Annotated in this window: 31 protein-coding genes; 18 read left to right on the top strand and 13 right to left on the bottom strand. The window is 40.1% G+C overall.

The annotated features are described in order from the left end of the window. The first annotated feature begins 19 nt into the window (after nt 1-19). The 3 genes from K1I53_RS06545 to rpsD all read left to right on the top strand — a co-directional run bounded on the left by K1I53_RS06545 (nt 20) and on the right by rpsD (nt 2563). Nucleotides 20-718 carry a response regulator transcription factor gene (locus K1I53_RS06545; RefSeq protein ID WP_223328802.1) on the top strand — a complete coding sequence of 233 codons (699 nt, stop codon included), beginning with the start codon at nt 20-22 and terminating at the stop codon, nt 716-718. Then, nucleotides 715-1749: a sensor histidine kinase gene (locus tag K1I53_RS06540; RefSeq protein WP_061599141.1), complete on the top strand. Its 1035-nt coding sequence runs from the start codon at nt 715-717 to the stop codon at nt 1747-1749. Before K1I53_RS06545 ends, K1I53_RS06540 begins: the two co-directional genes overlap by 4 nt. Nucleotides 1750-1951: 202 nt before the next feature. After that, entirely contained in the window at nt 1952-2563 is a 612-nt protein-coding gene (rpsD, locus tag K1I53_RS06535) for a 30S ribosomal protein S4 (protein WP_000092756.1), read from the top strand. 365 nt (nt 2564-2928) lie between these two features. On the opposite strand, the gene K1I53_RS06530 is transcribed toward rpsD, so the two are convergent. The 7 genes from K1I53_RS06530 to rpmF form a co-directional block, all read right to left on the bottom strand. Continuing rightward, complete coding sequence (locus K1I53_RS06530; RefSeq protein ID WP_223328801.1) at nt 2929-3072, bottom strand: hypothetical protein; 144 nt, start codon at nt 3070-3072, stop codon at nt 2929-2931. 157 nt (nt 3073-3229) lie between these two features. Continuing rightward, nucleotides 3230-3817, bottom strand: a complete 588-nt coding sequence (locus K1I53_RS06525; protein ID WP_223328800.1) for a hypothetical protein — start codon at nt 3815-3817, stop codon at nt 3230-3232. A gap of 2 nt (nt 3818-3819) precedes the next feature. After that, nucleotides 3820-4266, bottom strand: a complete 447-nt coding sequence (locus K1I53_RS06520; RefSeq protein ID WP_223328799.1) for a hypothetical protein — start codon at nt 4264-4266, stop codon at nt 3820-3822. A 34-nt stretch (nt 4267-4300) separates the two neighbouring features. After that, entirely contained in the window at nt 4301-4801 is a 501-nt protein-coding gene (locus tag K1I53_RS06515) for a hypothetical protein (RefSeq protein WP_223328798.1), read from the bottom strand. 225 nt (nt 4802-5026) lie between these two features. Then, on the bottom strand, nt 5027-5650 hold the full coding sequence (locus K1I53_RS06510) for a hypothetical protein (protein ID WP_223328797.1): 624 nt from the start codon (nt 5648-5650) through the stop codon (nt 5027-5029). Nucleotides 5651-5931: 281 nt separating this feature from the next. Continuing rightward, nucleotides 5932-6081 carry a 50S ribosomal protein L33 gene (gene rpmG / locus K1I53_RS06505; RefSeq protein WP_001265622.1) on the bottom strand — a complete coding sequence of 50 codons (150 nt, stop codon included), beginning with the start codon at nt 6079-6081 and terminating at the stop codon, nt 5932-5934. Between the two features lie 15 nt (nt 6082-6096). Continuing rightward, nucleotides 6097-6279, bottom strand: coding sequence for a 50S ribosomal protein L32 (gene rpmF, locus K1I53_RS06500; RefSeq protein WP_000290417.1), 183 nt, complete (start codon nt 6277-6279; stop codon nt 6097-6099). Nucleotides 6280-6499: 220 nt separating this feature from the next. Here rpmF and ilvD point away from each other — a divergent pair, with 220 nt between their 5' ends. Continuing rightward, entirely contained in the window at nt 6500-8203 is a 1704-nt protein-coding gene (gene ilvD, locus K1I53_RS06495; RefSeq protein WP_000137343.1) for a dihydroxy-acid dehydratase, read from the top strand. A gap of 175 nt (nt 8204-8378) precedes the next feature. Here ilvD and K1I53_RS06490 read toward each other — a convergent pair whose 3' ends face one another. Continuing rightward, nucleotides 8379-8720, bottom strand: coding sequence for a metal-sulfur cluster assembly factor (locus tag K1I53_RS06490; protein WP_001204052.1), 342 nt, complete (start codon nt 8718-8720; stop codon nt 8379-8381). Between the two features lie 123 nt (nt 8721-8843). On the opposite strand from K1I53_RS06490, the gene K1I53_RS06485 reads away from it, so the two are divergent. The 14 genes from K1I53_RS06485 to K1I53_RS06420 all read left to right on the top strand — a co-directional run bounded on the left by K1I53_RS06485 (nt 8844) and on the right by K1I53_RS06420 (nt 19567). Then, nucleotides 8844-9695 (top strand): Rgg/GadR/MutR family transcriptional regulator, encoded by an 852-nt coding sequence (locus K1I53_RS06485; protein ID WP_223328796.1) that lies wholly within the window; start codon nt 8844-8846, stop codon nt 9693-9695. A gap of 199 nt (nt 9696-9894) precedes the next feature. Next, a complete protein-coding gene (locus tag K1I53_RS06480; protein ID WP_223328795.1) occupies nt 9895-11142 on the top strand; it encodes a transporter in 1248 nt (415 codons plus the stop codon). A gap of 77 nt (nt 11143-11219) precedes the next feature. After that, nucleotides 11220-12500: a histidine--tRNA ligase gene (gene hisS, locus K1I53_RS06475; RefSeq protein WP_223328794.1), complete on the top strand. Its 1281-nt coding sequence runs from the start codon at nt 11220-11222 to the stop codon at nt 12498-12500. 143 nt (nt 12501-12643) lie between these two features. Continuing rightward, entirely contained in the window at nt 12644-12847 is a 204-nt protein-coding gene (locus tag K1I53_RS06470; RefSeq protein WP_317628096.1) for a helix-turn-helix transcriptional regulator, read from the top strand. Further along, nucleotides 12847-13035, top strand: a complete 189-nt coding sequence (locus tag K1I53_RS06465; RefSeq protein ID WP_001046120.1) for a hypothetical protein — start codon at nt 12847-12849, stop codon at nt 13033-13035. Before K1I53_RS06470 ends, K1I53_RS06465 begins: the two co-directional genes overlap by 1 nt. Next, nucleotides 13022-13219, top strand: a complete 198-nt coding sequence (locus tag K1I53_RS06460) for a hypothetical protein (RefSeq protein WP_206284039.1) — start codon at nt 13022-13024, stop codon at nt 13217-13219. The genes K1I53_RS06465 and K1I53_RS06460 overlap by 14 nt, the downstream gene beginning before the upstream one ends. Nucleotides 13220-13221: 2 nt before the next feature. After that, complete coding sequence (locus K1I53_RS06455; RefSeq protein ID WP_000713857.1) at nt 13222-13572, top strand: PspC domain-containing protein; 351 nt, start codon at nt 13222-13224, stop codon at nt 13570-13572. A 13-nt stretch (nt 13573-13585) separates the two neighbouring features. Further along, entirely contained in the window at nt 13586-14320 is a 735-nt protein-coding gene (locus K1I53_RS06450) for a DUF3169 family protein (RefSeq protein ID WP_000730200.1), read from the top strand. Nucleotides 14321-14330: 10 nt separating this feature from the next. Continuing rightward, nucleotides 14331-15155, top strand: coding sequence for an ABC transporter ATP-binding protein (locus tag K1I53_RS06445; RefSeq protein WP_223328792.1), 825 nt, complete (start codon nt 14331-14333; stop codon nt 15153-15155). Further along, complete coding sequence (locus tag K1I53_RS06440; protein ID WP_223328791.1) at nt 15148-15846, top strand: ABC transporter permease; 699 nt, start codon at nt 15148-15150, stop codon at nt 15844-15846. The genes K1I53_RS06445 and K1I53_RS06440 overlap by 8 nt, the downstream gene beginning before the upstream one ends. A gap of 9 nt (nt 15847-15855) precedes the next feature. Next, nucleotides 15856-16497 carry a CPBP family intramembrane glutamic endopeptidase gene (locus K1I53_RS06435; RefSeq protein WP_223328790.1) on the top strand — a complete coding sequence of 214 codons (642 nt, stop codon included), beginning with the start codon at nt 15856-15858 and terminating at the stop codon, nt 16495-16497. A gap of 17 nt (nt 16498-16514) precedes the next feature. Beyond that, nucleotides 16515-16733 (top strand): hypothetical protein, encoded by a 219-nt coding sequence (locus tag K1I53_RS06430; protein ID WP_038804236.1) that lies wholly within the window; start codon nt 16515-16517, stop codon nt 16731-16733. 151 nt (nt 16734-16884) lie between these two features. Next, entirely contained in the window at nt 16885-18648 is a 1764-nt protein-coding gene (gene aspS / locus K1I53_RS06425; protein WP_223328789.1) for an aspartate--tRNA ligase, read from the top strand. After that, complete coding sequence (locus K1I53_RS06420; protein WP_084947392.1) at nt 18626-19567, top strand: YitT family protein; 942 nt, start codon at nt 18626-18628, stop codon at nt 19565-19567. The genes aspS and K1I53_RS06420 overlap by 23 nt, the downstream gene beginning before the upstream one ends. Nucleotides 19568-19600: 33 nt before the next feature. Here the strand turns inward: K1I53_RS06420 and K1I53_RS06415 are convergent, their stop codons facing one another. From K1I53_RS06415 to K1I53_RS06395, 5 genes are all read right to left on the bottom strand, one after another. After that, a complete protein-coding gene (locus tag K1I53_RS06415; RefSeq protein WP_223328788.1) occupies nt 19601-20587 on the bottom strand; it encodes a LacI family DNA-binding transcriptional regulator in 987 nt (328 codons plus the stop codon). A gap of 9 nt (nt 20588-20596) precedes the next feature. Beyond that, nucleotides 20597-21397 carry a DUF1189 domain-containing protein gene (locus K1I53_RS06410; protein WP_223328787.1) on the bottom strand — a complete coding sequence of 267 codons (801 nt, stop codon included), beginning with the start codon at nt 21395-21397 and terminating at the stop codon, nt 20597-20599. A gap of 247 nt (nt 21398-21644) precedes the next feature. Further along, nucleotides 21645-22487 (bottom strand): sugar ABC transporter permease, encoded by an 843-nt coding sequence (locus tag K1I53_RS06405; protein ID WP_001065641.1) that lies wholly within the window; start codon nt 22485-22487, stop codon nt 21645-21647. 1 nt (nt 22488) lies between these two features. Beyond that, entirely contained in the window at nt 22489-23781 is a 1293-nt protein-coding gene (locus K1I53_RS06400) for a sugar ABC transporter permease (protein WP_084973525.1), read from the bottom strand. Between the two features lie 124 nt (nt 23782-23905). Beyond that, a complete protein-coding gene (locus K1I53_RS06395) occupies nt 23906-25177 on the bottom strand; it encodes an extracellular solute-binding protein (RefSeq protein WP_084973527.1) in 1272 nt (423 codons plus the stop codon). Nucleotides 25178-25327: the final 150 nt, after the last annotated feature.

The raw sequence follows: 25327 nt of genomic DNA, 5'->3' as shown, positions 1-25327 counted from the left end.
TTTATCGAAGGAGTGTCAGATGAAAAAGACAATTTTGCTGGTTGATGATGAGATAGATATTCTAGATATTCAAAACCGCTATCTTTTACAGGCAGGTTACGACGTTTTGGTCGCCCATGATGGTAAGGAGGGATTAGAGCTTTTCAGAAAAAAATCTATCGACCTCATTATCACAGATATCATGATGCCCAATATGGACGGTTATGATTTTATCAGTGAAGTTCAGTACATCGCTCCGGATCAACCCTTCCTCTTTACAACTGCTAAGACAAGCGAACAGGATAAGATTTATGGGTTAAGTTTGGGGGCAGATGATTTTATAGTCAAACCCTTTAGCCCACGCGAATTGGTTTTAAGAGTGAATAATATCTTGCGTCGCCTTAGCCGTGGAGGAGAGACAGAACAGATCGAGTTTGGTGACTTAGTGATCAACCATGTGACTCATGAGGTTCGCATTGGGGATCAACCTTTGGAATTGACAGTAAAATCCTTTGAACTTCTATGGGTATTAGCCAGCAATCCTGAGAGAGTCTTTTCAAAGACGGAACTTTACGAGAAGGTATGGCAAGAGGACTATGTGGATGATACCAATACACTCAATGTTCATATCCATGCTTTGAGGCAAGAGTTGACCAAGTATACAAATTCAAATGCTCCTGCTATCAAAACTGTCTGGGGTTTGGGCTATAAGATGGAAAGACCAAGAGGTAGAAAATGAAATTAAAAAACTATATTTTAGTGGGGTATCTAGTGTCGACTCTACTAACGATTTTGGTCGTTTTCTGGGCAGTCCAACGAATGTTGATTGAGAAAAGTGAAGTTTACTTTCTAGTTGGAATGACCTTGATTGCTAGTTTCATTGGCGCTGCAGTGAGCATCTTTCTTTTGTCGCCTGTTTTCTCTTCTCTGAAACATTTGAAAAAACAAGCTCAGGATATAGCAAGCAAGGATTTCAGCACAGAAATCGAAACCAAAGGCCCATTAGAATTTCAAGAGCTGGGCCAGGCTTTTAATGATATGTCCCACAATTTGCAAGCCACCTTTCAATCACTTGATGAGAGCGAGCAAGAAAAGAGAATGATGATTGCGCAGCTTTCTCACGATATTAAAACTCCCATTACCTCCATTCAGGTTACTGTGGAGGGAATTCTAGATGGAGTGATTAAGGAAGAGGAGCGGCTCCACTACTTAGCCACGATTGGTCGGCAAACTGAGCGTCTAAACAAGCTAGTGGAGGAATTGGATGTTTTGACTCTTAACACACAACCTCAAGAAACTGCTGATGAAGAAGTCGAAGAGGTCTTTTTAGATCAGCTGTTGATTGAGTCAATGAGTGAATTTCAACTCCAGATTGAACAAGAGGAGCGGGATGTTTACATTCAAGTATCACCTGAGTCGGCGAAAATCAAGAGCCATTCTGACAAACTTTCTCGCATTTTGGTTAATTTGTTAAACAATGCCTTTAAATATTCAGAACCAGGAACCAGAATTGAGGTTCTTGCCCAATTAACAGAACAAGAGCTGACAATCAGTGTGAAAGACGAGGGTCAGGGGATCCTTCCTGAAGATTTGGAAAAGATCTTTAAACGACTTTATCGTGTAGAAACTTCGCGCAATATGAAGACAGGTGGACATGGATTAGGTCTTGCAATCGCACGAGAACTAGCCCATCAGCTTGGTGGCGAAATCACAGCAGAAAGTCAATATGGCTTAGGAAGCAAGTTTACATTCAGCCTCAATTTGAAATAAAGCCGTAAAATCCCTTTACAAATCTGGCTATTCATGGTACAATAGCCTTTGTGTGAAATAGCAGCAGGAAAGCATGAAGCTCGTCAACAGGTGTCTTATGACAAGTAACCTTGGCTGTTTAGGCGAAGGGCATCTGCACGAATCAGGGCTTTCTAAGTGACTATTTCCACCGAAATATTATTTATATCAGGAGGACATACATATGTCACGTTATACAGGACCATCTTGGAAACAAGCTCGTCGCCTTGGCCTTTCACTTACAGGTACAGGTAAAGAATTGGCACGTCGTAACTACGTACCAGGACAACACGGACCAAACAACCGTTCTAAATTGTCAGAATACGGTTTGCAATTGGCTGAAAAACAAAAACTTCGTTTCACTTACGGTGTAGGTGAAAAACAATTCCGTAACTTGTTCGTACAAGCTACAAAAATCAAAGGCGGAATCCTAGGTTTCAACTTCATGCTTCTTTTGGAACGTCGTTTGGATAACGTTGTTTACCGTCTTGGTCTTGCGACTACTCGTCGTCAAGCCCGTCAATTCGTAAACCATGGTCACATCCTTGTTGACGGAAAACGCGTTGATATCCCATCATACCGCGTAACTCCAGGTCAAGTGATCTCAGTTCGTGAAAAATCATTGAAAGTTCCAGCAATCCTTGAAGCAGTAGAAGCTACTCTTGGACGTCCAGCATTCGTATCATTTGACGCTGAAAAATTGGAAGGCTCATTGACTCGCTTGCCAGAACGCGACGAAATCAACCCAGAAATCAACGAAGCACTTGTCGTTGAATTCTACAACAAAATGTTGTAATATTTTATTAAATAAGATAGGCTGTAAAGCCTTGAAACTAAGCACTTTAGGCCTCTATCCTAGAGTGCTTTTTTTGTTTTTACTACCCTTTTAGTTACCCATAACTAATTTTAGGTATAGTAATAGGGTAGCCCAAAAATGGGGCACCCTTATTATTATGTGACTATTAGTCCGTCTCGCTCCGTAAGGTGCGAGATAAATAAACCACCCGCTATTGAACTGCACCCCAAAAGTTAGACAGAAAAAATCTAACTTTTGGGGTGCAGTTCAATTCTACAGTGTTTTTTTATTCGTAATAAACAAGATAATTGCTGAAAATCATTATTATCATGTACAGTTATCTTTTTCCCATTTTCGACTTCTAATTATTTCACTTTAAAAATAAGATTAAAGACAATCGCCAACACATAAAGCATTGCCGGCACTGTTAATGCTTTAACTTTAAACTTTTTTTGATAAATGCCGATTAAAGTAAAAAATAGAATAACACTTGCTACAACATATAACATACTCTTCTCCCAATCTATACAAACTAAATCAACTTAAAATTAACCACTTAAGCTATTGATGTGAATAATTTAAATCGTCACATATTAGTTATATAATTATATATAAGAACATTAAGTTTAGCTAATATGATTAACTCATCTGATAAGTTGTTGTTCCTTACCCAAATGCCTTTCCTACTTTACCACCGTAATAGTTAGAAATACTAACTTGGTGAGCCAATGTGTTATAGTTGCCAACCCAAAAGATGTTATCTTCGCCTTTTTTAGTGGACTTAACAATAAACTGAACTACGTCTGATGATTTAGATTCATAAACTTCAATATCATCTACGTTTACATCATATCCATTTTGTTGGAATGACACTGCAAAGGACCTTATAGGGGCCTTATCTGCCATTTTTAAATGCTTCTCCATAGAAAAATCAATCTCTAAGATATTCGCTGTTTTACATTCTTTAATAACAACCTTAAAGGCCTCTTTCACTTCTTTTTCTATCTCTGGTTTTACTTTGTGCCCAGGCATTTCAAGAGAAGAAAGGGCAGTGTTATAGTTTTTATCATCTGCAGGAGTCTCACCTACTTTTTCTGTGCTTTGTTCTTCGTTACTCTGAACAGATTGAGTTTGTTGTTTAGTTTCATTTTTGGTATTCATATATTTAGCATAAAATACTCCTGATACAGATCCAATAAGAATTACGCTAATAAAGAGCGCTGCTATTAAAAATAAGCTTTTAAATTTTGCCATGATTATTCCTCCTTTTTATTTTTTGGCGTATCAATTATGAAAAAAGTCAGCAAAGCAGGGGCAAGGAAACTTAACATTATAGAAAGAATAAATTCAACAATTGCCTTACCAAGTTCTTTAGTCGGTCCTGTAATAGAAATTCCTCCTTGCAATGTTAAAAAGAAATAGTCTTTATTAAACCAATATCCAGCAGATATAACTGCAAACAAAGCAAATCCAATCATCCACTTAAATAATAGTTCTACCTTAGAACTGTATTCCTTGTATTTCTTATCTTTTTTTGCTTTGATAAGAGCTTGCTTACGTTCCTCTTCCTCTCTATTCTTCTTGGCTTCTTTCCTAAAATACTCTTGTTTTATAAGTTCAATACGTTCTTCAGGAGGCAGTCCCTCATATTTATCTTTTTTAGGAGGGTTCTTTCTATAATCTTCAAAAATATCATAATCCATAGTTTTTTACTTTCTTTTTATAATCCTTAACTTCTCATAATCTTCCGACTACGATGCTCACTATTGAGAATAACCCACCAATGAATACAATAGGCATGATGATTGCAAGTCCAGCTAGAATAGGTAGGAGACTAATAATGCCATTAACAATCCACATTATAATCGAATAAATAGGAATGATGATCCCCGCCCCCAAGATGAGAGTTACAGGGATAAGGAATAGAAAGACACTTCCAAAAATACCAATCAATCTAAAAGCACGGCTATACACATTGTTTTCGCCCTCTAACCCAGATAAGAAATACACTGAAGAAAATAAACCTGTTAAACAACCAAAAATCAGGACAAAGTAGTTGACTTTCAGGTCTAATTTCACTTTTAATGGCTCTGTTAAATCATTGACAAAAGAAATGATAGGCATGCCTATTACTTGCCATAAAAAAATGTAAAATCCTAACTGTAAACCATTTACGATCGGATGTAACAATAGTGACTTTGTATAATCGATTAAAAATAAATAAATATTATCTGTCATTTAAATTTAGCTCCTTGTTATTCATATATTTCTATTTTACATAACTTCTGATTTTCTAGCAAATTATTTTTCCCTCTAGCAAACTATGTGATTGTTTTGGATAGGGGGGAGGCTTTGTTTTAGAAGTATGAGCTTAGATTTAAATCCTTATTACTTTAAGTAATTTTAAGACATTTTAGCATGCGTAATAGTATTCGCCCTTCTTCCTTATTGTAGAAATAAAAGCTAACTTTGTAGGAAATACATTTTCTCTGGAGTGATTAGATTACAGATGTACTTGGCATGGTCATTATTTCGAAACATTCGTAGATAGTATTTTTTATCAGTCTTACCTATAAATACCTTACATTCTCCATAGTACATAGTCAGGTGAGCGGATTCTTCTAATTTATTTAAGAGGAGAGATCTGCGAGGTAAATATTTTCTGATACCATCTTTATTCTTTAAAACAAATTTTACGTCAGAAATTTTGTTCTTATCTTGCGGGAAATTGGCTTTTCCTGCCTGCTTTTCTCTAGTGGCCTTTTCTTCTAAAATACGATTTAAGAGTTGCTCAGCTAGGTCTGCATCAATTTTCTCATAGTATTCTTTCAGTTCTATTTTTGAAGCTGATTCAAAAGTATAATCACATCCGTCACCATGAGATAATTTAGGATGACTCGATAAATAGCTTTTCCCTTTTTTCTCATTTATCACTAAGTCCACTTTGCAACAACCAGGACAAAATAATTGGTTTTCATACTTAAGTTTTGTCCCAGATTTATCCTTTTGATATTCCTTTTGTAGATCATGAAGTTCTAGTCTCTCATGATTGTAAATACAGTATTGAAATTTATTTTTTGTAACCATAATAATCCTTTCTAGTTATCATTGATTAAATCTCGTTTTAAAAAATCTGAAATGTGTAGTTATCTAAAATCACCATCTATTTCTCTTAAACAACACAAAAACGCTCTAGACAATATGACTAGAGCGTTTTCTATATATCCGATCCTCTAATTTATTTCACAAAAAATATAGTCAAAAAGGTAGTCATTCGAATGATTTTTATTGCGATGTACTGAATTAAACAAAAAGAAAAAAACGCTTTAAATAAGCGTTTTTCTTATGTATTGATTCGTATTGAATGCTTACTTAACTTCTGTAAACACAACGTGTTTGCGAAGTTTTGGTGAGTATTTCTTCAATTGAAGACGGTCTGGAGTGTTACGTTTGTTTTTAGAAGTAAGGTACAAGCGTTCACCAGATTCTTTGTGTTCAAGTGTAATATTTACGCGCATGGTATCTCCCTTCTATTATTCAGCTGATGCAGCTTTAGCGATTTTACGTCCTTTGTAGTATCCTTTAAGTGATACGCGGTGAGAACGTGAGTAATCTCCAGTAGTTTCGTCAAAGTTTACAGATGGAGCTGTTACTTTGTAGTGTGTACGACGTTTGTTTTTCTTCGCTTTTGAAGTGCGACGTGCAGGTACTGCCATTTTGATTTCTCCTTTAGGTATTTATATTCGATTCAATCTACTGATTTTCATCAACCATACTAGGATAACACATTTTTTTTGTAAAGTAAAGTTACTTGACAAAAAAAGATGAAAAAATTAGAAGTTGTTAATCGGAATTTTCTGAAAATTCAAGAATTTTATTCTGTTCTTCATGCGAAAATTGTGCTATAATAGTAAAAACTGAAATGGGAGGGATAAGATGACTGAATTAGATAAACGTCACCGCAGTAGCATTTATGACAGTATGGTAAAATCACCAAACCGTGCCATGCTTCGTGCGACTGGTATGACAGATAAGGACTTTGAAACACCGATTGTGGGAGTGATTTCGACTTGGGCGGAAAATACACCATGTAACATTCACTTGCATGATTTTGGGAAATTGGCTAAAGAAGGTGTCAAATCTGCGGGCGCCTGGCCGGTACAGTTTGGAACTATTACCGTAGCAGACGGGATCGCCATGGGAACGCCTGGTATGCGTTTCTCTCTAACATCTCGTGACATCATCGCGGACTCCATCGAGGCGGCTATGGGTGGTCACAACGTCGATGCCTTCGTCGCTATCGGTGGCTGTGATAAGAACATGCCTGGTTCTATGATTGCCATTGCTAATATGGATATCCCGGCTATTTTCGCCTATGGTGGGACTATTGCACCCGGAAATCTTGATGGCAAAGATATTGACTTGGTTTCTGTTTTTGAGGGAATCGGAAAATGGAACCACGGTGACATGACAGCTGAGGACGTGAAGCGTCTTGAATGTAATGCCTGCCCTGGCCCTGGTGGCTGTGGCGGTATGTATACTGCTAATACCATGGCGACTGCTATCGAAGTTCTAGGTATGAGTTTGCCAGGATCATCCTCTCACCCAGCTGAATCAGCCGACAAGAAAGAAGATATCGAAGCAGCAGGACGTGCTGTTGTCAAGATGTTGGAGCTTGGTCTCAAACCATCAGATATCTTGACTCGTGAAGCTTTTGAAGATGCCATCACTGTAACGATGGCTCTCGGTGGTTCTACCAATGCCACTCTTCACTTGCTCGCTATTGCCCATGCGGCTAATGTTGATTTGTCCCTTGAGGACTTCAATACGATCCAAGAGCGCGTGCCTCACTTGGCCGACTTGAAACCATCTGGTCAGTATGTCTTCCAAGACCTCTACGAAGTCGGTGGTGTGCCTGCGGTTATGAAGTATTTGCTAGCAAATGGTTTCCTTCATGGCGACCGTATCACATGTACCGGTAAGACCGTCGCTGAGAACTTGGCTGACTTTGCAGACCTCACACCAGGTCAAAAAGTTATCATGCCACTTGAAAATCCAAAACGTGCAGATGGTCCGCTTATCATCTTGAACGGGAACCTTGCCCCTGACGGTGCGGTTGCCAAAGTATCAGGTGTTAAGGTGCGTCGTCACGTTGGACCAGCTAAGGTTTTTGACTCAGAAGAAGATGCTATTCAGGCTGTCTTGACAGATGAAATCGTTGACGGCGATGTAGTCGTTGTTCGTTTCGTTGGACCTAAGGGTGGTCCTGGTATGCCTGAGATGCTGTCACTTTCATCAATGATCGTTGGTAAAGGTCAAGGAGACAAGGTTGCCCTCTTGACAGACGGACGCTTCTCTGGTGGTACTTATGGTCTGGTTGTTGGACATATCGCTCCTGAAGCTCAGGATGGTGGACCGATTGCCTACCTTCGTACAGGAGATATCGTTACGGTTGACCAAGATACCAAAGAAATTTCCATGGCCGTATCCGAAGAAGAACTTGAAAAACGTAAGGCAGAAACAACCTTGCCACCACTTTACAGCCGTGGTGTCCTTGGTAAATATGCCCACATCGTATCATCTGCTTCACGCGGAGCCGTGACAGACTTCTGGAATATGGACAAGTCAGGTAAAAAATAAACTCAAAAAGCAAGCCAATCTCGGCTTGCTTCTTTTCATCTTCAAAAGTGATTTGCCTGCTTATACTCAATAAAAATCAAAGAGCAAACTAGAAAGCTAGGCGCAGGTTGCTCAAAGCACAGCTTTGAGGTTGGAGATAAAGCTGACGTGGTTTGAATTTGATTTTTGAAGAGTATTAACGAGGTGGCAGTCCAAGGGCGATACGGCCGTAGCGACTGATTCGTGTGATCTTCCAGGCAGGCGACCAAGTGACTTCAACCTTGACATCTTCGATACCCTCGATTTGTTTCAGACCTGCGACGATTTCGATAGGCAGGCTTTCGGCGCAATCACAGGCAGTATCGGTGAAGGTCATGACAATCTTACAGAGACCCGTTTCATCTAGATTGATTTCATAAATCAGCCCTAGATTGTAAACATCCAATTCCACATCTGTATCAAAAACCTTCTCTAGTTTTTCGATAATTTGGTCTTGTAAGGCCAAGGCGCGGTCATTGATTTTGATATCGTCTCTCATAACAGTCCCTCCACGTGATAAATATCCTCTATTTTCTCATAATTCTGACAATTTAGCAAGTTTTTGATGAATTTTCTGAAAAGTATGATAGAATAAAGAAAATAATCAATCAGGGAGAACACGATGGAGAATCTTGGAAAAGTCTTTAGACAATTACGAGAGTCAAGAAATATCTCATTAAGACAAGCAACTGGTGGACAATTTTCGCCGTCCATGTTGTCCCGATTTGAAACAGGTCAGAGTGAGCTTTCGGTGGGAAAGTTTCTGTTTGCCCTAGAAAATATATCTGCGAGTGTGGAGGAAATCCTCTTTCTGGCTAGAGGTTTTCAGTATGATACAGATTCTGAGTTGAGAAAAGAAATCACAGATATCTTGGATCCAAAGAACATAGCACCTCTCGAGGACTTGTATCGCAAGGAGTATCAAAAGCATGCCGATTCTCAAAATAAACAGAAACATATTCTAAATGCCATTATTATCAAGTCGTATATGAAGAGTATGGATGAAACGGTAGAGTTAACAGCAGAGGAAGAGAAAGTCCTTCATGATTACCTGTTTTCTACCGAGATTTGGGGAATTTATGAACTCAATTTGTTCTCAGTTAGTTCCCCACTCTTATCTGTTCCTCTTTTTACTAGATATGTACGAGAAATGGTCCGCAAATCTGATTTTCTAATGGAAATGAAGGGAAATCGGAACCTATTTCACACCATGCTATTGAATGGTTTTTTAGCCAGTATTGAGTGTGAAGAATTTACCAATGCCCATTATTTTAAACGTGTCATCGAAGAGCATTTCTACAAGGAAAATGAGACCTATCTCAGGATAGTCTATTTGTGGGCGGAAGGTCTTCTTGATAGTAAGCAAGGCAGAGTCAAGGAAGGTCAGAAAAAGATGGAGGATGCTGTCCATATTTTTGAGATGCTTGGGTGTAATAAATCTGCCGAATACTATAGAAAAACGACCGATTGTTGAATATCTGCAAACTAAGAAAATCATTTGAAATTTTAAGCGATAGAACTGTTGACCTTTTTCACGTCATCAAAGAAGTTCTATCGTTTCTTTTTTTCATTTTATTTGTTGCATATATTCAAGAAAATCTCCTCGTTAATTCATAAGTGCTATACTAAAACTATTCTTGATGTAGAACTTAGAAAAGGAGAGGAGACTGTCTATGAAACTATTGTTTAGAAATCCAGCTTATAGAATTTTGACTTTATCACGATTCTTCAATGCTTTTGGTGCTTCTATTTTTAACTTGGTATTTATTGTCTATGCATCGACTTTGCCACAAGCCTCTTTTGCGGTTGCCGTAGCAAATGTTGTGATGATTCTTCCGACTCTCTTCACAGTTTTTGTAGGGATTCGGGCAGATTACACGAGGGACAAGGTCAAATGGATGACCTATAGTGGTTTATTTCAGGCTCTTCTCTTCTTTCTAGCAGCATTGTTGCTTGGTCAAGGCAGTCTCTTTGCTTTTTCCAGCCTGTGTTTGATTAATGTCATCAGCGATGTGATCAGTGATTTTGCAGGTGGCTTACGCATGCCTCTCATTAAGGAAAAAGTGGCTGAAAATGATCTGATGGAGGCTTATTCTTTTTCCCAGTTCATCACCTATATTTCAGCTATTGGTGGTCAAGCTTTCGGAGTCTGGCTCTTAGGTCTATCGGTCAATAATTTTTCTCTCGTTGCGGAAATCAATGCCTGTTTTTTCCTAGTATCAGCCGCTATTCTCTTTTTAGGAAAAAGCAAATTAAGCCTATCAATTTCATCTGCTGATGGTGAAATCCTAAAAAATGAGAAGCTTTCTATCAAAGAACAGTTCCTAACAATTTACCGAAATTTACGTCTTGTTTTTCTTAAAAGTGGACAGAAAAACTTTGGATTCATGATCTTTGCTGTCTTGCTTATCAATGCTTTGGGTGGCGCTTTAGGAAGCATTTATAACATCTTCTTTTTGAGTCATTCTCTCTTGAATTTTTCTTACACAGAGGCACTATTTATCGAGCAAGTCTGTGTTTTATTAGCTATCATCATCAGTAGCCTTACGGGCAATGATTATTTTGGGAAGCAGTCCTTGCCTAGATTGATGATGTGGGCGACATTAGGAGTCAGTCTAGTTGGTCTGGCTAACTTATTCAATCAAGTCGTGCTTGGTTTGCTATTCCTCTTTTTAACTCTGTATGTGTCTGGTAAAGTGTCCCCAAAGATTAGTGCCATGCTCATGAAAAATCTAGCTCCAGAGGTTCTAGCTCGTACCAGTAATTTTTTAGGTTTATTGTTTACCTTATCGGTACCTCTTGGTACAGCCTGTTTTTCACTTGTAGCCGTATGGAATATGCAGTTGACTTGGATTTTATTTGTTGTCCTTTCTTTGCTGGCTATTCTTCTGACAAGTCTGAATCTCAAAAATGATATGTAAATCCTAATTTTTTTCTCACTGTCTTAATCCCTCTATTTATGGTAAAATAAGACTATTAAGTTTAAAGAGGATTCCCTATGAAATTACAAAAACCAAAAGGAACGCAGGATATTTTACCTGCTGAGTCTGCCAAGTGGCAGTACGTTGAGGGCTTTGCCCGTGAAATTTTCAAGCGCTATAACTACGCAGAAGTGCGCACGCCTATTTTTGAACACTACGAGGTCATCAGTCGTTCTGTTGGGGACACGACCGATATCGTAACCAAGGAAATGTACGACTTTTATGACAAGGGTGATCGTCATATCACCCTCCGTCCAGAAGGAACTGCGCCCGTTGTCCGCTCTTATGTGGAAAATAAACTCTTCGCACCAGAAGTACAAAAGCCAAGTAAGTTCTACTACATGGGCCCAATGTTCCGTTATGAGCGTCCACAGGCAGGTCGTTTGCGTCAGTTCCACCAGATTGGTGTGGAGTGCTTTGGTTCGAGCAATCCAGCTACCGATGTAGAAACGATTGCTATGGCAGCCCACTTCTTGAAAGAAATCGGCATACAAGGTGTTAAATTGCATCTCAACACTCTTGGAAATCCAGAGAGCCGTGCAGCCTACCGTCAAGCCTTGATTGACTATTTGACACCGCTCAAGGAGACCTTGTCTAAGGATAGCCAACGTCGCTTGGAGGAAAATCCTCTCCGTGTCTTGGACTCTAAGGAAAAAGAAGACAAGGTGGCAGTGGAGAATGCACCGTCTATCTTGGACTTCCTTGATGAAGAAAGTCAAGCTCATTTTGATGCTGTGCGTCAGATGTTGGAAAATCTGGGTGTAGACTATATCATCGATACCAATATGGTGCGTGGTCTGGACTACTACAACCACACGATTTTCGAGTTTATCACTGAGATCGAGGGCAATGAATTGACTGTCTGTGCGGGTGGTCGTTACGATGGTTTGGTTGCTTACTTTGGTGGTCCTGAAACTGCTGGATTTGGTTTTGGACTTGGTGTAGAGCGTCTGCTTCTCATCCTTGAAAAGCAAGGTGTGGCCCTCCCTATTGAAAATGCCTTAGATGTCTATATCGCAGTCTTGGGCGAAGAAGCAAATGTTAAGGCCTTGGAATTGGTACAAGCCCTTCGCCAACAAGGATTCAAAGCAGAGCGTGATTACCTCAATCGTAAACTCAAAGCTCAGTTCAAGTCAGCCGATGTCTTTGCGGCTAAGACCCTCATCACGCTAGGAGAGAGCGAAGTCGAAAGCGGACAAGTGACGGTTAAGAACAACCAAACACGAGAAGAAGTGCAAGTGTCCCTTGAGACCATCAGCCAAAACTTCTCTCAAGTCTTTGAAAAACTAGGATTTTAATAACAGATAAACTGGTCAGGAACCTACTCCTGACCTTTTTCTTTTGCAAAATGACAAAAATCATAAACTTTTTGACAAATATTGTTGTCAAAAAGAAAAAGATGTGTTACAATATAAGCAAGTTAAGAGTGAAGGAGAAAGGAATGCTTAAAAATCGTTTAAAAGAGCTTCGGGCTCGCGATGGTCTCAATCAGACCGAACTGGCCAAGTTAGCAGGAGTTTCCAGACAGACCATTAGCCTACTAGAACGGGACGAATATACCCCGTCAGTTGTGATCGCCCTGAAGATTTCGCATATATTCAATGAACCAGTCGAGTCGGTATTTCGGATAGAGGAGGACGAGTGATGAACAAGTATAAAGTGATTTATTATATGAGTGTTTTTGCCTTTATTGTGAATGCTTTTGCTATGATTGGAACATTACTGGGTTGGTTCTATTTTGTTGAAAGTAAGTATTTGTTTTGGATTAATTTAGTCCTCTTGTCCATTTTCAATCGGTTGAAGAAAAAGGAGAAAAATGATGAACAAGTATAAAGTAATCTATTATGTAGTTGCCATAGCTCTATTAGTCAGCGTATTTCTACTGATTGGGATGGACCTAGGCTGGTTTAATCCATATCAAAGCGACCAATTTGTTTGGGCCTACTTTGCTCTCATCCCAGTAGTTGACTGGATTGAAAAGAAATTCAAAAATCTAGCAAGTGAAAAAGGAGAATGAATATGAAAAAGTTTTTAGCAGGTTTTCAAGTCGATACTGAGCACAAAGAACTTGCGGGTGTTTGTGCAGGTTTAGGAAATTATTTTAACATTCAAGCCAATATCGTTCGTTTGGTGACAGTCTTGCTGTTTCTCTCTTCGACAGAGATTGGGATTATAACAGTAACTCTCTATGCCTATCTAGCAGGTTGGCTTGGCAATGAACCCTTGGGAGATGGAGCAAAAAAAGCTAGAAACCAAGCTATTCTCTTGTTTGCTGTTTGTTTGATTTTGGTGTCACTTGGAACAGAAGGTTTGGTCGCTATCTTTGAGTCAGGTAAGGACTTTGGTCAGTGGTTGGTTGGATTAGTTTAGAAAGAGGATGAATATGAAAAAGAAACGTGGATTGTTGTTTTTAATGGCTGTTATCTTGGGAGGCTTCTTGGGCATGTTTGCAGAGATGTTTAAGGCCTATACCGAAAACTACGGAACCATTTTAGATGTCAAAACCGTGACTCCATGGATATCATCTATTTGTTTACTGTTAGGTTTCATTAGTATGTTTTTGACTTTCGATTTCTTAAAGAAAAGCAGAACATTTCACTCCTTGTATCACGAGGAAATGGATGATGATCTGAATGAAACCTATTATGTACAAATGTATCGTAATCTCGAGTTTGGAACTATTGCTTTTAATAGTGCAGGTGTAGCGATTTTTTTGGCTCTTTTCATCTCAGGTAGTGAAGTCATTGTACTAAATATCAGCTATATAACCTTATCTCTTTCTTTTTTGGCATTAGTGATGATTTTCAGTGCTCAAAAATATCTCTATAAGACCATTGCGATCGTTCGTCAGTTTGATTTGGAATTCTTCTCTACACCAAAGGATGTCTTGGACTACATAAATTCCTATGATGAAGGGGAGCGTCAGGCTAATTTGGAACAAAGTTTTCGAATTTTATTCCAATTAAATCAGTATGTCTTGCCAGGTCTCTATTTTTTGATTGCTATCTTTTCTTTATTGACAGGAGAGATTCAGTTACTAGCCTTCTTGCTTGTAGGAGCGATCCATATTTATATCAATGTGATGCAATTACCTATGGTAAAACGTTATTTCAAATAAAGGAGTTCCTATGATTCGTGTTGAAAATGTAAGCAAAAGTTTTGGAGGCAAGAAAGCTCTGAATCAGATTTCTTTTGAGATTCAAGAGGGTGAAATTTTTGGCTTTCTAGGGCCTTCAGGTTCAGGTAAAACAACTATGATCAATGTTCTGACGGGGCAGTTAGCTGCAGATCAGGGGGAGACCGTTCTCCTAGGGAAGTCCTCTCGAAATTTGACTTCAAATGATTTGGAACAAATCGGGATTGTTAGTGATACCAGTGGTTTTTATGAAAAGATGAGCCTCTATAAAAATCTGCTCATTTATGCAAAATTTTATGGTCTTAAAGCTTCTAGAGTAGATACAGTACTTGATCAAGTTGGGTTATCAGATGCCAAAAACATTATCGCAGAAAAACTATCCACAGGTATGAAACAACGGATGTTCTTGGCTCGTGCTCTTCTAAATGCTCCCAAAATCCTCTTTCTGGATGAGCCAACAAGTGGTCTTGATCCTACCACCTCAAAATCGATTCATGCTCTCTTGCAGGAACTGAAGCAGGCTGGGACAACTATCTTTTTAACAACCCACGATATGAATGAAGCAACCTTGCTTTGCGATCGCCTCTCTCTTTTAAATAAGGGAAAGTTGATTGAGTATGGTAGCCCACAAGAGATTATCCAGAAATACCATGAGGATAAAAAGGTTCGTTTACGCTATCAAAATGGGCGCGAGCAAGTGATTCCTTTTGAAGAATTGCCTCATTTGAATACGACAAATCTAATAGCTGTTCATTCGTGTGAACCGACTTTAGAAGAAATCTTTATTAGATTGACAGGAGAAAAGTTAGATGTTTAGAAAATTAAATGCCCTTCTTTGGTTAAGGTTGCAAGTTCTTATTAGCAATTCAACCTTGTTAGCGACTTTATTAATGCCTTTTGGTATTGCTATCCTGTATAATGAATTCTTAAACAAGGGCGGAGAATTGAGTGTGTTTCTCCTCTCTATGAGTTTGACGATGGTCTTGAGTATGGGAAGTGGTTATATGGTATCGATTATGATGGCTGAGGATAAGGAAAAACGTAATCTTAAATCACTCATACTAAGTGGTGTGACAGCAACGGAGTATACTCTGAGCATGATGGCTCTTCCTCTTCTCGTGATGCTTCTTTCGATGGTTGTTCTCCCTCTATATCTTAAAGTTGATTTGACAAACTACTTTCTTACCTATGGCCTCTATCTGATTCTAGCGACCATCAGTATAATCTTTCTTAATCTTCTTATCGGTGCAGTATCAGATACCCAGTCTAAGGCGCAAGTGTATAGTATTTTTCCTATGCTGACCGTCTCTTTCTTGCCCGTTCTTGCCATTCAAAACGAAACTGCGCAAAAACTGTTGGACTATTCTTTCATTGGTCCTTTGGTAAGTCTGTTAAAAGAAGGTGGCGGAGAGTTATCTTTGAGAAGTCTTGCTCTTTTGCTAGCATGGATCCTTTTGCTAGGACTAACTAGTCTCTTTGTATTGAAAAATAGTTATAAAGGAAAGTAGGAGGCCCATATGAACTTACTTAAAAATCTTGGCTGGTTTCTTCTAGCTGTTGTATCCTTTTTCTTTGGCTATGGTCTGGTTCAGAGTATGGCTTTATCAGCTCTTGGACTAGGGGCTTCAATATATGGAGTCTTACCACTTTATATCGCTCTGTCAGGGGCCTATGTTTATGGAGTTTACAGATGGTATCAGACAGAAAAGGTTAGCATCCAGACGACTGCTTTTAATCGTTTCATTTGGTTACCAACCCTGGTTTTGCTAGTGGCGATTACAGCCCAGTTCTTTTTGCCAGATGATCCGTCGGCTAATCAACAGACTGTATCACAATTGACATTGGCTCAGCCTGTCTTTGGTTTCTTTATGGTGGTGGTCTTTGCTCCTCTGACAGAAGAACTCATTTTTAGAGGGATGTTAGCGCGCTATCTCTTTCCTAAACAGAACAACAGCAAACAGACAGCTCTGTTTCTCCTCGTATCGAGTGTGCTTTTTGCCTTGATTCATTTTCCAGGAACTTTGCAACAGTTTTTAGTCTATGCTAGTCTGGGATTGAGTTTGGGTCTGGCTTATGTGAGCCGAAAAGGTCTTCTTTATAGCATTTCTTTACACGCTTTGAATAATTTAATCGGCTTTTTGATGATACTCATGCTATAATAGAATCAGGAGGTCACATGAAACGAGTAATTTTATTAGCAGTGATACAGGCGGTCGTTCTCTTCTTTATAATCGGAGCACTTGCCTATGCCTTTAAAGGCGACTTCTTTTACAACTATCTAGCAGTTGTCTTTGCGCCTATTGCAGGAATCTTACGTTTTGCGACAGCTTATGCGACGGAGATTGTTCTACCTAAAAAGGCAGCTGAGATTGCTGAAAAGCGTAAAAAAGGTTAAAAATCATATTTAGGGAATCCGATGACGTTTTCATCGGATTTTTTGTCTGTTCGTTTTGATTTCTAAAGACAATCAAACTTTTCTGCTGATTTTCATGAAGAGCCTGCGCTTTTATGGTAAAATAGTAACAGAATAAAAGAGGAGAGAAACAATGAAACGTAGTATGTATGCTGGTCGTGTTCGTGAGGAACACATCGGACAAGAAATGACCTTGAAAGGATGGGTTGGTCGTCGTCGTGACCTGGGTGGTTTGATCTTTATCGACCTTCGTGACCGTGAAGGAATCATGCAGTTGGTTATCAACCCTGAAAAAGTATCTGCAGAGGTCATGGAAACAGCTGAAAGTCTTCGTAGCGAATTTGTCATTGAGGTAACTGGACAAGTTGCTGCGCGTGAGCAAGCCAATGATAAATTGCCGACTGGTGCGGTTGAGTTGAACGTGACAGCTCTTACTGTGCTTAATACAGCCAAAACAACACCTTTTGAGATTAAGGATGGCATTGAGGCCAATGACGATACACGTTTGCGTTACCGTTACCTTGACCTTCGTCGTCCAGAAATGCTAGAAAACCTTAAGCTTCGTGCTAAGGTGACCCACTCTATCCGCAACTACTTGGATGCGTTGGAGTTTATTGATGTGGAGACACCCTTCCTTTCTAAGTCAACGCCAGAAGGGGCGCGTGACTACTTGGTACCATCTCGTGTCAATAAAGGGCATTTCTACGCTCTTCCTCAAAGCCCACAGATTACCAAACAGCTCTTGATGAATGCTGGTTTCGACCGCTATTACCAAATCGTCAAATGTTTCCGTGACGAGGACTTGCGTGGTGACCGTCAGCCTGAGTTTACTCAGGTTGACTTAGAAACATCCTTCCTTACGGAGCAAGAAATCCAGGATATCACAGAAGGCTTGATTGCGCGCGTGATGAAGGAAACAAAAGGCATTGAAGTGACCCTTCCATTCCCCCGTATGAAGTATGATGATGCTATGGCTCTTTATGGTTCTGACAAGCCAGATACTCGTTTTGACATGTTGCTTCAGGACCTGACAGAAGTGGTCAAAGGTGTTGATTTCAAAGTCTTTTCAGAAGCACCTGCTGTTAAAGCCATTGTGGTCAAAGGAGCAGCAGATAACTACTCACGTAAAGACATTGACAAGATGACCGAAGTAGCCAAGCAGTACGGTGCTAAAGGTCTTGCTTGGGTCAAGGTTGTGGATGGAGAATTAAACGGACCAGTTGCTAAGTTCTTGACTGGTATCCAAGCAGAATTGACAGCGGCACTTGGTCTTGAAGATAAGGATTTGGTTCTATTTGTGGCGGATACGCTGGAGGTAGCCAATGCAACCCTTGGTGCCCTTCGTGGCCGTATTGCCAAAGAGCTTGGCTTGATTGATAACGATAAATTTAACTTCCTTTGGGTGGTTGATTGGCCAATGTTTGAATGGTCTGAAGAAGAAGGTCGTTACATGAGTGCTCACCATCCATTTACCCTTCCACAGGAAGAAACAGCTCACGAATTAGAAGGTAATTTGGCAAATGTTCGTGCCATTGCTTACGATATTGTCTTGAACGGTTATGAGCTTGGTGGTGGTAGCCTTCGTATCAACCAAAAAGACCTTCAAGAACGCATGTTTAAGGCTCTTGGTTTCTCAGCTGAAGAAGCAAATGGCCAGTTTGGCTTCCTTCTTGAAGCCATGGACTATGGTTTCCCACCACACGGTGGTTTGGCTATTGGTCTTGACCGTTTTGTGATGCTCTTAGCAGGAGAAGAAAATATCCGTGAAGTGATTGCCTTTCCTAAGAACAATAAGGCAACCGACCCAATGACACAAGCTCCATCAACAGTCGCTCTCAAACAACTAGAGGAACTCAGCTTACAAGTAGAAGAAGATGAAACAAGCAAAACGAATTAAGCGGTGGCGCTATTATCTGCGCCGCTTTGCTTATCAGATAAAAATCTTACGAGTTTTACAAAGTATCTCTCGGGAAAAATATGATGAGAAAATCTCGGCTTCTCTGGTTTATGGCTTTCTGTCAGCAGTAGCGGTCAATTTCTTTTTTCAACCAGGACACGTTTATTCGAGTGGTGCGACGGGTCTGGCACAGATTATCTCTGCCTTGAGTCATCACTGGTTTGGTTTTTACATTCCGATATCGCTGACCTTTTATGCCATTAATATCCCACTGATGATTTTGGCTTGGTATCAGATTGGACATAAGTTTACGGTCTTTACCTTTATCACGGTATCCATGAGTTCCCTCTTTATCCAGTTTGTGCCCGTTGTGACGCTGACAGAGGATCCCATTATCAATGCTCTCTTTGGGGGTGTTGTCATGGGCTTGGGAATCGGCTTTGCTTTGCGCAATAGTATTTCCAGTGGAGGTACAGATATTGTCAGCCTCACCATTCGCAAGAAAACGGGGAAAAATGTCGGCAGTATTTCCTTCTTGGTAAATGGGACTATCATGTTGATTGCTGGATTGACCTTCGGTTGGAAATACGCCCTCTATTCTATGATTACCATCTTTGTATCGAGCCGTGTGACAGACGCGGTCTTTACCAAGCAAAAACGCATGCAGGCCATGATTGTGACCAGTAATCCTGACAAGGTAATCGAAAAAATCCATAAAAAATTGCACCGCGGAGCTACTATGATCCACGATGCGGAAGGAACCTATAATCATGAGAGAAAAGCAGTCTTGATTACGGTTATCACACGAGCAGAGTTTAATGATTTTAAACACATCATGAAACAGGTCGATCCGACAGCCTTTGTCTCTGTATCCGAAAATGTCCACATCCTAGGACGATTCGTAGAAACAGACAATTAATAATACTCAAAAGACCAGCCTTGGGGCTGGTCTTTATTTTTCGATAATTTTGTGTCCGATCAACTGGCGGTAACAAATCTGTTTATTGTTTTTAGCATCGTTGATGATCTGGAGAATGGTTTCAAAGGAAACGCGCCCAAGTTCCAGGCTATTGATATCGACATAAGCTACGAGGTCAAGTCGAGGATTGACAGAGTCAAAACTCAAGACAGGAACAGTTAACTGATGCTTACTGATGTAGTCACAAACTCCTTCTGCTAGGAGACTGTCAGTGGTGATGATAGCATCAATCTGCGGATCGTGATTGAACAGGAGTTCACTGAACTGATACCCTTTTTCTTCTAGAAATTCGGTCGCAAAGTAGGTTAAGTTGGTATCAATCGGAAGTTGGTGTTGTTTGAGAGATAATTCGTAACCTCTTAAACGGTCTTGTGTAACGAAAAGTTTCTTGGTTCCCCCGATGAAGGCAATTCGTTTGCATCCTTTTTTGATGAAATACTCTGTCGCATCAAAGCCAGCTTGTACATTGTCATTATCAACAAGAGGGATAAAGGGTGAAGTAGATTTTCCAAGAATGAGGAAAGGAAACTGTTCTTCCGCTACGAGCTTTACCAGTGGATCTTCTTCTTGAGCGTAGAGGAAGATCAGGCCATCAACACGTTTTCCATAGACCATTTGTGAGATGGCATTGAGACGTTCCTTCTCATCTTTCCCCGTTGCAATCTGAATAGCGTAGTGGTTTTCGGACGCGACTTGGGCGATACCACGAAGGACAGATGGGAAGAAAGGATTTTGATAGAAGGCATCCGAGTCATCAGGAAGCACCAAACCGATAACTTGAGTATAGCTGCTAACTAGACTGCGAGCATTGAGATTGGGATGGTAGTTGAGTTCCTTCATAGCCTTGCGAACTCGTTTTTTGGTTTCATCACTAATTGTTGATTTGTTTTGAATAACGCGGGTTACGGTTGAAGGTGAGACACCTGCAGCCTTGGCCACATCTTTAATCGTAACGGGCATAAAAATCTCCTATTTATGATAATCTGGATCGCGGTAATGTGTTTTATAAAAGATAGCGACCAGATAAAGAACAAAAAGAATATTTTGTACAGTGATCAGGGTTGTCATATTTTGGCCAAAAAGTCCCAAAACAAGCGTAATCAAAGTTGGTAATCCTAAACAGTTCAAGATAAAATGGTAGCACTCTTTAAAGCTCCTAAATGAAAAGAGGCGTGATTTTTTGGTGATATAAAGGAGAAGACTAGCTCCAAGAGAGACAATGAAGAAATTCAATCCAAAGAGGAAGCTAGCACCAAGGACGAGAAAGAGGCTGATATAGACACGGTTCTGCTGGTACCAGTCTTTAGAAATCGCTTGGGTTAAAGCTTCCTTACTCTGGAAACTCTCCGTTTGAATCGCGTGGTAGCGAATGCGAGTCAGTTCCTTACTTTCCTTACTGATGACGAGTTCTTCTGTATCAAAATGAAGTTGCAAGTCCTTTGGTAATTCTTTGCTTTGGCTCGGGCCAATCAAAAGAGAAGGCTGCTGATTCTTTGTACCTGAGTAGTTCAGCTTTCCATCAACGATTTGTGCATTCTCTGACAAGTCCATGATGGCTTCATCTGTCAGTGGAGTGTAGACATTATCGATAAAGGTATCCAGTGGATACGTCTCCTGCGAGCTGTTTTGAATGGCAATCGGAACCATAGACAAACTGATGAGGAAAATGCTCGTAAAGAGAAGCTGAAACCAGTTGAGACCGAAACGTTTTGATAGGGGCTTACGAAATCCCCAGATACTAGAGAAATACGAGAATGGATATGGAAGCATAGGCATCTTTCTAAAAGTGTTTTCTATATGAGTATTATTATATAGAGAAATGTGCTTTATTTCAAGTCTAGGAGATAAATTGCTTGTTGCATGAATATTATTTACAGTAACAATCGCTAATACTCAATGAAAATCAAAGAGCAAACTAGGAAGCTAGCCGCAGGTTGCTCAAAGCACAGCTTTGAGGTTGGAGATAAAGCTGACGTGGTTTGAAGAGTATAAAATGAAAAAGGGTGGCGGGGATAAATTATCCCTTGTCGCCACCACTTGTAAGTCCTGAAACAAAGTTCTTTTGTAGGAAGAAGAAGAGAATACAGATTGGAAGGGCGATGAGGATGGCACCTGCTGAGAAGTAGGCGATCTTCATGTTTTTCACATTGCTAACGAAGGTTTGGAGACCAACGGCAACAGTAAAGTATTCTTTCTCACGAAGCAAGAAACTAGAGAGGATGTAGTCTCCGAAAGGTCCCATGAAGGCCCAGAGAGCTTGTACAGCCACCATTGGGCGAACAAGTGGGAGAACGATTTGCCAGAAGCGACGGAAGTGTCCTGCACCATCTAGTTTCGCAGATTCATCAAGAGACATTGGCACGGTATCAAAGTAACCTTTCATGAGCCAAGCGTTCATAGGGATACCTCCACCGACGTAGAGGAAGATGAGGAACCAGCTATGGTTAAGGGCGTTCAACATAAGGGCCATAACGAAGAAGGCAGTCAAGGCGGCCATGGTTGGCACCATTTGGATGATCAGGAAGAAGACCAAACTTTGTTTACGAGCCAAGAAATTGTAACGGCTGTAAGCATAACCAGCAAGTACGATGATACTTGTTTGAACAACCATGGTAATCAAGGCGATAATCAAGGTATTGAGATACCAAGTACCGTATAAGGTTTCAGTAAAGAGTCCTTTAAAGTTATCAAAATTGAAGTCGATGTTAGTATCTAGTTTAAAGGCTGCGACGTTACCTGCTTTAAAGGCTGACATGATGGTAATCAAAAGTGGATAGATAATGACAATTGATAGGCCAATCAAGTAGAGGTAAGTGAGGGTTTGAGTCAGTCTACGTTTGAGTTTGATTGAGTTATTCATCTTAGACGTCCTCCATATCAAATGCGTGTAGTTTCTTGAATGCGATCATAGAGATAGAGATGACAATGATTGAGATAATCAAGGTAACAGCTGCCGCCATAGAGTATTGAGGAGATGTACCTGTTGTCAAACGGTAAATCCATGAGATCAAGATATCAGTTGAACCGGCTCCGCCACCAACGCTACCAGGACCTCCGCCGTTGAAGAGGTACATGATAGAGAAGTTGTTAAAGTTGAAGGTGTATTGGCTGATCAATGTTGGTGCCGCAACAGCCAAAATCATAGGGAAAGTGATGTTGCGGAATTTTTGCCAAGCATTGGCACCATCGATGTAAGCCGCTTCGTAGAGGTCGTTAGGAATAGACTGCAAGATACCCAAGGTCAAAACGTAGATGTATGGGAATCCCAGCCAACCCTGCATCATAATCAAGGCAATCTTAGTCCAAGTTGGATTTGTTTTCCAAGGGATAAGAGCTCCATCTAGGAAAGGAAGGACCTTAGACAAAAGAGGCAAGACTTGCGTATTGATGGCACCAACACTATCATTAAACATATTTGAGAATGTCAGGATAGTGATGAAGGCTGGAACAGCCCAAGGAAGAAGGAAAATAACACCAAAGATACGTTTTCCTTTGATAAATGGTTGGTTAGCAATGATCGCTGTGAAGATACCAATCACAATCTGCAAAGTAGAAGCAGACAAGGCCCAGATGATGGTCCAAGAAAGAACGGAACCAAAGGCTGAACGGAAGGTACTTAAGCTCCAGATGTTTGTGAAGTTAGTCAAACCAACCCAGTCCAACAATTTGTTTGGTGGCAAGTGTTGGAAGTCATAGTTGGTAAAGGCAATCATCAAGGTTACGATAACTGGGAAGATAATTGCAAAGGTCATTGCAATATAAGATGGAATGATCAAGAGGTATGGGAATCCATTCTCATAAATACCTTTAATCATATCCTTGAAGGTGCGAGCTACAGGAATACCGTTGTTGATGCGTTTAGCAGTCGTATGTGCATCCTTGATATTAAAGATATAAAAGAGCAAGTAAACGACGACAAAGATAGAGTGGAAGGCACCACGAATCAGCATGAAAAGTGAATTATCACGACCAGGTTTGTCACCAAGTGTGATCAAATTGCTCAATTCAGGGCTTGCAAGTGTTAGAAAATACAGAACAAATAAAACGGTAACACCAAGGAAAACCAATCCTTTAGCTTTTTGTTTGTTATAAATTTGTCCTAAACCAGGAATGATTGACAGCAAGGCTGCTTTGCGAGGCTGTTGTTTTTCCATGATTACTCCTTTCATAGGATGCGAGATAAAACTCGGATTCGATCGTAAGATACGTTCGTATGATAATAGGCGTATCTATACATTCAAAGGGGGATTTTGCTTCCACCCCCCTTGAACAAATCAATTATTCACCAAATTTTTGTTTGATTGTTTCCTTGATCAATGTTACAGCATCGTTAGCAGCTGTTTTCGCATCTTTCTTACCACTTACAGCTTCAAAGAGCATTGTTTTAGCTGGGTCCCAAACAGCTGACATTTGTGAGATGTTTGGCATTGGTTGAGCGTTCTTGAACTGTTCAATCACGGCTGTTGTCAACTCATCTTTTTTGCCTTCAGCATAAGTACGAGCTTCAGTATTAGCTGGAATTTCGTTTGTAGTGTCGTAGAACGCTTTTTGTTGTTCAGTTGATACAAGGAAGTCTACAAATTTTTGTGCAGCTTCAAGATTCTTAGTGCTTGATGGGATGATCCAAGCTTTACCACCACCGAATGCTGAGTAGTCTTTTCCGTTTGGAAGAGTTGGGATAGTCGCAACACCGTAGTTTACTTTAGCATCTTTGAATGCTTGAGCTTTCCAAGGGCCGTCAATGATAGCAGCAGTTTTACCTTCTTGGAATTGAGTTTGGATTAAGTTTGGAGCTCCTTCAGTATCTTGCATACCTTTAGGCCATTTTTCGTACCAAGATTTAGCATAGTTGATAGCTGTAATTGAACCTTCGTTTGCAAGTCCGATATCTTTAGGATCTTTACCGTTTTGTCCGAATACGTAACCACCGTTACCAGCAAGGAGTCCGTATGCGTAGTAGAAGTTTGTCCAGTCAGCTAGGAAGGCAGTAGTTTTGCCATCTTCACCAGCGAAGGCGTATTTGCTGTCTTTAGCAAGGTTTTCCAAATCAGCAAATGTTTTAGGAGCTTCTTTCAGCAAGTCTTTGTTATAGTACAAAACGAGTGATTCGATAACAGCTGGAGCACCATAGACTTTACCGTCAGCAGCTGTTACAAGAGATTTAGTTTTATCATCTGTTTTAGCGCCGTCGCTCAATTTCACTTCTGAAAGTTGTCCGTCAGTACCAAGGCTACCTACGCGGTCGTATGGTGCCATCATAACGTCAGCAGCTTGACCTGATTGGTTGTCAAGAGAAAGTTTGTCAAGACCACCCATTTGGTCACCAGATTTGATGTTAACTTTTGTACCTGATTCTTTTTCATAAGCTGCAGCAACTTTTTCAGCATAAGCTTTGTATTGGTCTTCAACGTAAAGAGTGATTTCTTTTGCTTCAGATGAGCTAGTATCAGCTGCTTTATCAGCAGTTTTGCTTCCGCAAGCTACCAAAAGTAAGCTAGCAAGAGTAGCAGTTCCGAGCACAGCAGCGCTCTTCATGAATTTAGATGACATAGTGTATTCCTCCTAAAGAATAACAAAAATAATTTAATGAGAAAACGCAAACGTTTTCTTTTATGGGACTAGTATAGCACAATCAGAAAACGGTTGCAAGCGTTTTTAGAAAAAATTTTAAAAAAATTTTAAGGTTTCAAACATTTGTTA

Source organism: Streptococcus oralis (genome assembly GCF_019929365.1).
GTDB lineage: Bacteria > Bacillota > Bacilli > Lactobacillales > Streptococcaceae > Streptococcus > Streptococcus oralis_BT.
The sequence above is the reverse complement of the archived record's forward strand: the minus strand, read 5'-3'. Positions and strand labels throughout refer to the sequence as shown.

What these genes read in the sequence shown, in the direction of transcription:
- K1I53_RS06455 (WP_000713857.1), top strand. Translation starts at nt 13,222, where the DNA reads ATGAAAAAGTTTTTAGCAGGTTTTCAAGTCGATACTGAGCACAAAGAA.
- K1I53_RS06430 (WP_038804236.1), top strand. Translation starts at nt 16,515, where the DNA reads ATGAAACGAGTAATTTTATTAGCAGTGATACAGGCGGTCGTTCTCTTC.
- K1I53_RS06490 (WP_001204052.1), bottom strand. Translation starts at nt 8,720, where the DNA reads ATGAGAGACGATATCAAAATCAATGACCGCGCCTTGGCCTTACAAGAC.
- hisS (WP_223328794.1), top strand. Translation starts at nt 11,220, where the DNA reads ATGAAATTACAAAAACCAAAAGGAACGCAGGATATTTTACCTGCTGAG.
- rpmF (WP_000290417.1), bottom strand. Translation starts at nt 6,279, where the DNA reads ATGGCAGTACCTGCACGTCGCACTTCAAAAGCGAAGAAAAACAAACGT.
- rpmG (WP_001265622.1), bottom strand. Translation starts at nt 6,081, where the DNA reads ATGCGCGTAAATATTACACTTGAACACAAAGAATCTGGTGAACGCTTG.
- K1I53_RS06435 (WP_223328790.1), top strand. Translation starts at nt 15,856, where the DNA reads ATGAACTTACTTAAAAATCTTGGCTGGTTTCTTCTAGCTGTTGTATCC.
- K1I53_RS06445 (WP_223328792.1), top strand. Translation starts at nt 14,331, where the DNA reads ATGATTCGTGTTGAAAATGTAAGCAAAAGTTTTGGAGGCAAGAAAGCT.
- aspS (WP_223328789.1), top strand. Translation starts at nt 16,885, where the DNA reads ATGAAACGTAGTATGTATGCTGGTCGTGTTCGTGAGGAACACATCGGA.
- K1I53_RS06440 (WP_223328791.1), top strand. Translation starts at nt 15,148, where the DNA reads ATGTTTAGAAAATTAAATGCCCTTCTTTGGTTAAGGTTGCAAGTTCTT.
- K1I53_RS06470 (WP_317628096.1), top strand. Translation starts at nt 12,644, where the DNA reads ATGCTTAAAAATCGTTTAAAAGAGCTTCGGGCTCGCGATGGTCTCAAT.
- K1I53_RS06415 (WP_223328788.1), bottom strand. Translation starts at nt 20,587, where the DNA reads ATGCCCGTTACGATTAAAGATGTGGCCAAGGCTGCAGGTGTCTCACCT.
- K1I53_RS06465 (WP_001046120.1), top strand. Translation starts at nt 12,847, where the DNA reads ATGAACAAGTATAAAGTGATTTATTATATGAGTGTTTTTGCCTTTATT.
- K1I53_RS06460 (WP_206284039.1), top strand. Translation starts at nt 13,022, where the DNA reads ATGAACAAGTATAAAGTAATCTATTATGTAGTTGCCATAGCTCTATTA.
- K1I53_RS06420 (WP_084947392.1), top strand. Translation starts at nt 18,626, where the DNA reads ATGAAACAAGCAAAACGAATTAAGCGGTGGCGCTATTATCTGCGCCGC.
- K1I53_RS06410 (WP_223328787.1), bottom strand. Translation starts at nt 21,397, where the DNA reads ATGCTTCCATATCCATTCTCGTATTTCTCTAGTATCTGGGGATTTCGT.
- rpsD (WP_000092756.1), top strand. Translation starts at nt 1,952, where the DNA reads ATGTCACGTTATACAGGACCATCTTGGAAACAAGCTCGTCGCCTTGGC.
- K1I53_RS06485 (WP_223328796.1), top strand. Translation starts at nt 8,844, where the DNA reads ATGGAGAATCTTGGAAAAGTCTTTAGACAATTACGAGAGTCAAGAAAT.
- K1I53_RS06450 (WP_000730200.1), top strand. Translation starts at nt 13,586, where the DNA reads ATGAAAAAGAAACGTGGATTGTTGTTTTTAATGGCTGTTATCTTGGGA.
- K1I53_RS06510 (WP_223328797.1), bottom strand. Translation starts at nt 5,650, where the DNA reads ATGGTTACAAAAAATAAATTTCAATACTGTATTTACAATCATGAGAGA.
- ilvD (WP_000137343.1), top strand. Translation starts at nt 6,500, where the DNA reads ATGACTGAATTAGATAAACGTCACCGCAGTAGCATTTATGACAGTATG.
- K1I53_RS06515 (WP_223328798.1), bottom strand. Translation starts at nt 4,801, where the DNA reads ATGACAGATAATATTTATTTATTTTTAATCGATTATACAAAGTCACTA.
- K1I53_RS06545 (WP_223328802.1), top strand. Translation starts at nt 20, where the DNA reads ATGAAAAAGACAATTTTGCTGGTTGATGATGAGATAGATATTCTAGAT.
- K1I53_RS06480 (WP_223328795.1), top strand. Translation starts at nt 9,895, where the DNA reads ATGAAACTATTGTTTAGAAATCCAGCTTATAGAATTTTGACTTTATCA.
- K1I53_RS06540 (WP_061599141.1), top strand. Translation starts at nt 715, where the DNA reads ATGAAATTAAAAAACTATATTTTAGTGGGGTATCTAGTGTCGACTCTA.
- K1I53_RS06395 (WP_084973527.1), bottom strand. Translation starts at nt 25,177, where the DNA reads ATGTCATCTAAATTCATGAAGAGCGCTGCTGTGCTCGGAACTGCTACT.
- K1I53_RS06400 (WP_084973525.1), bottom strand. Translation starts at nt 23,781, where the DNA reads ATGGAAAAACAACAGCCTCGCAAAGCAGCCTTGCTGTCAATCATTCCT.
- K1I53_RS06405 (WP_001065641.1), bottom strand. Translation starts at nt 22,487, where the DNA reads ATGAATAACTCAATCAAACTCAAACGTAGACTGACTCAAACCCTCACT.
- K1I53_RS06525 (WP_223328800.1), bottom strand. Translation starts at nt 3,817, where the DNA reads ATGGCAAAATTTAAAAGCTTATTTTTAATAGCAGCGCTCTTTATTAGC.
- K1I53_RS06520 (WP_223328799.1), bottom strand. Translation starts at nt 4,266, where the DNA reads ATGGATTATGATATTTTTGAAGATTATAGAAAGAACCCTCCTAAAAAA.
- K1I53_RS06530 (WP_223328801.1), bottom strand. Translation starts at nt 3,072, where the DNA reads ATGTTATATGTTGTAGCAAGTGTTATTCTATTTTTTACTTTAATCGGC.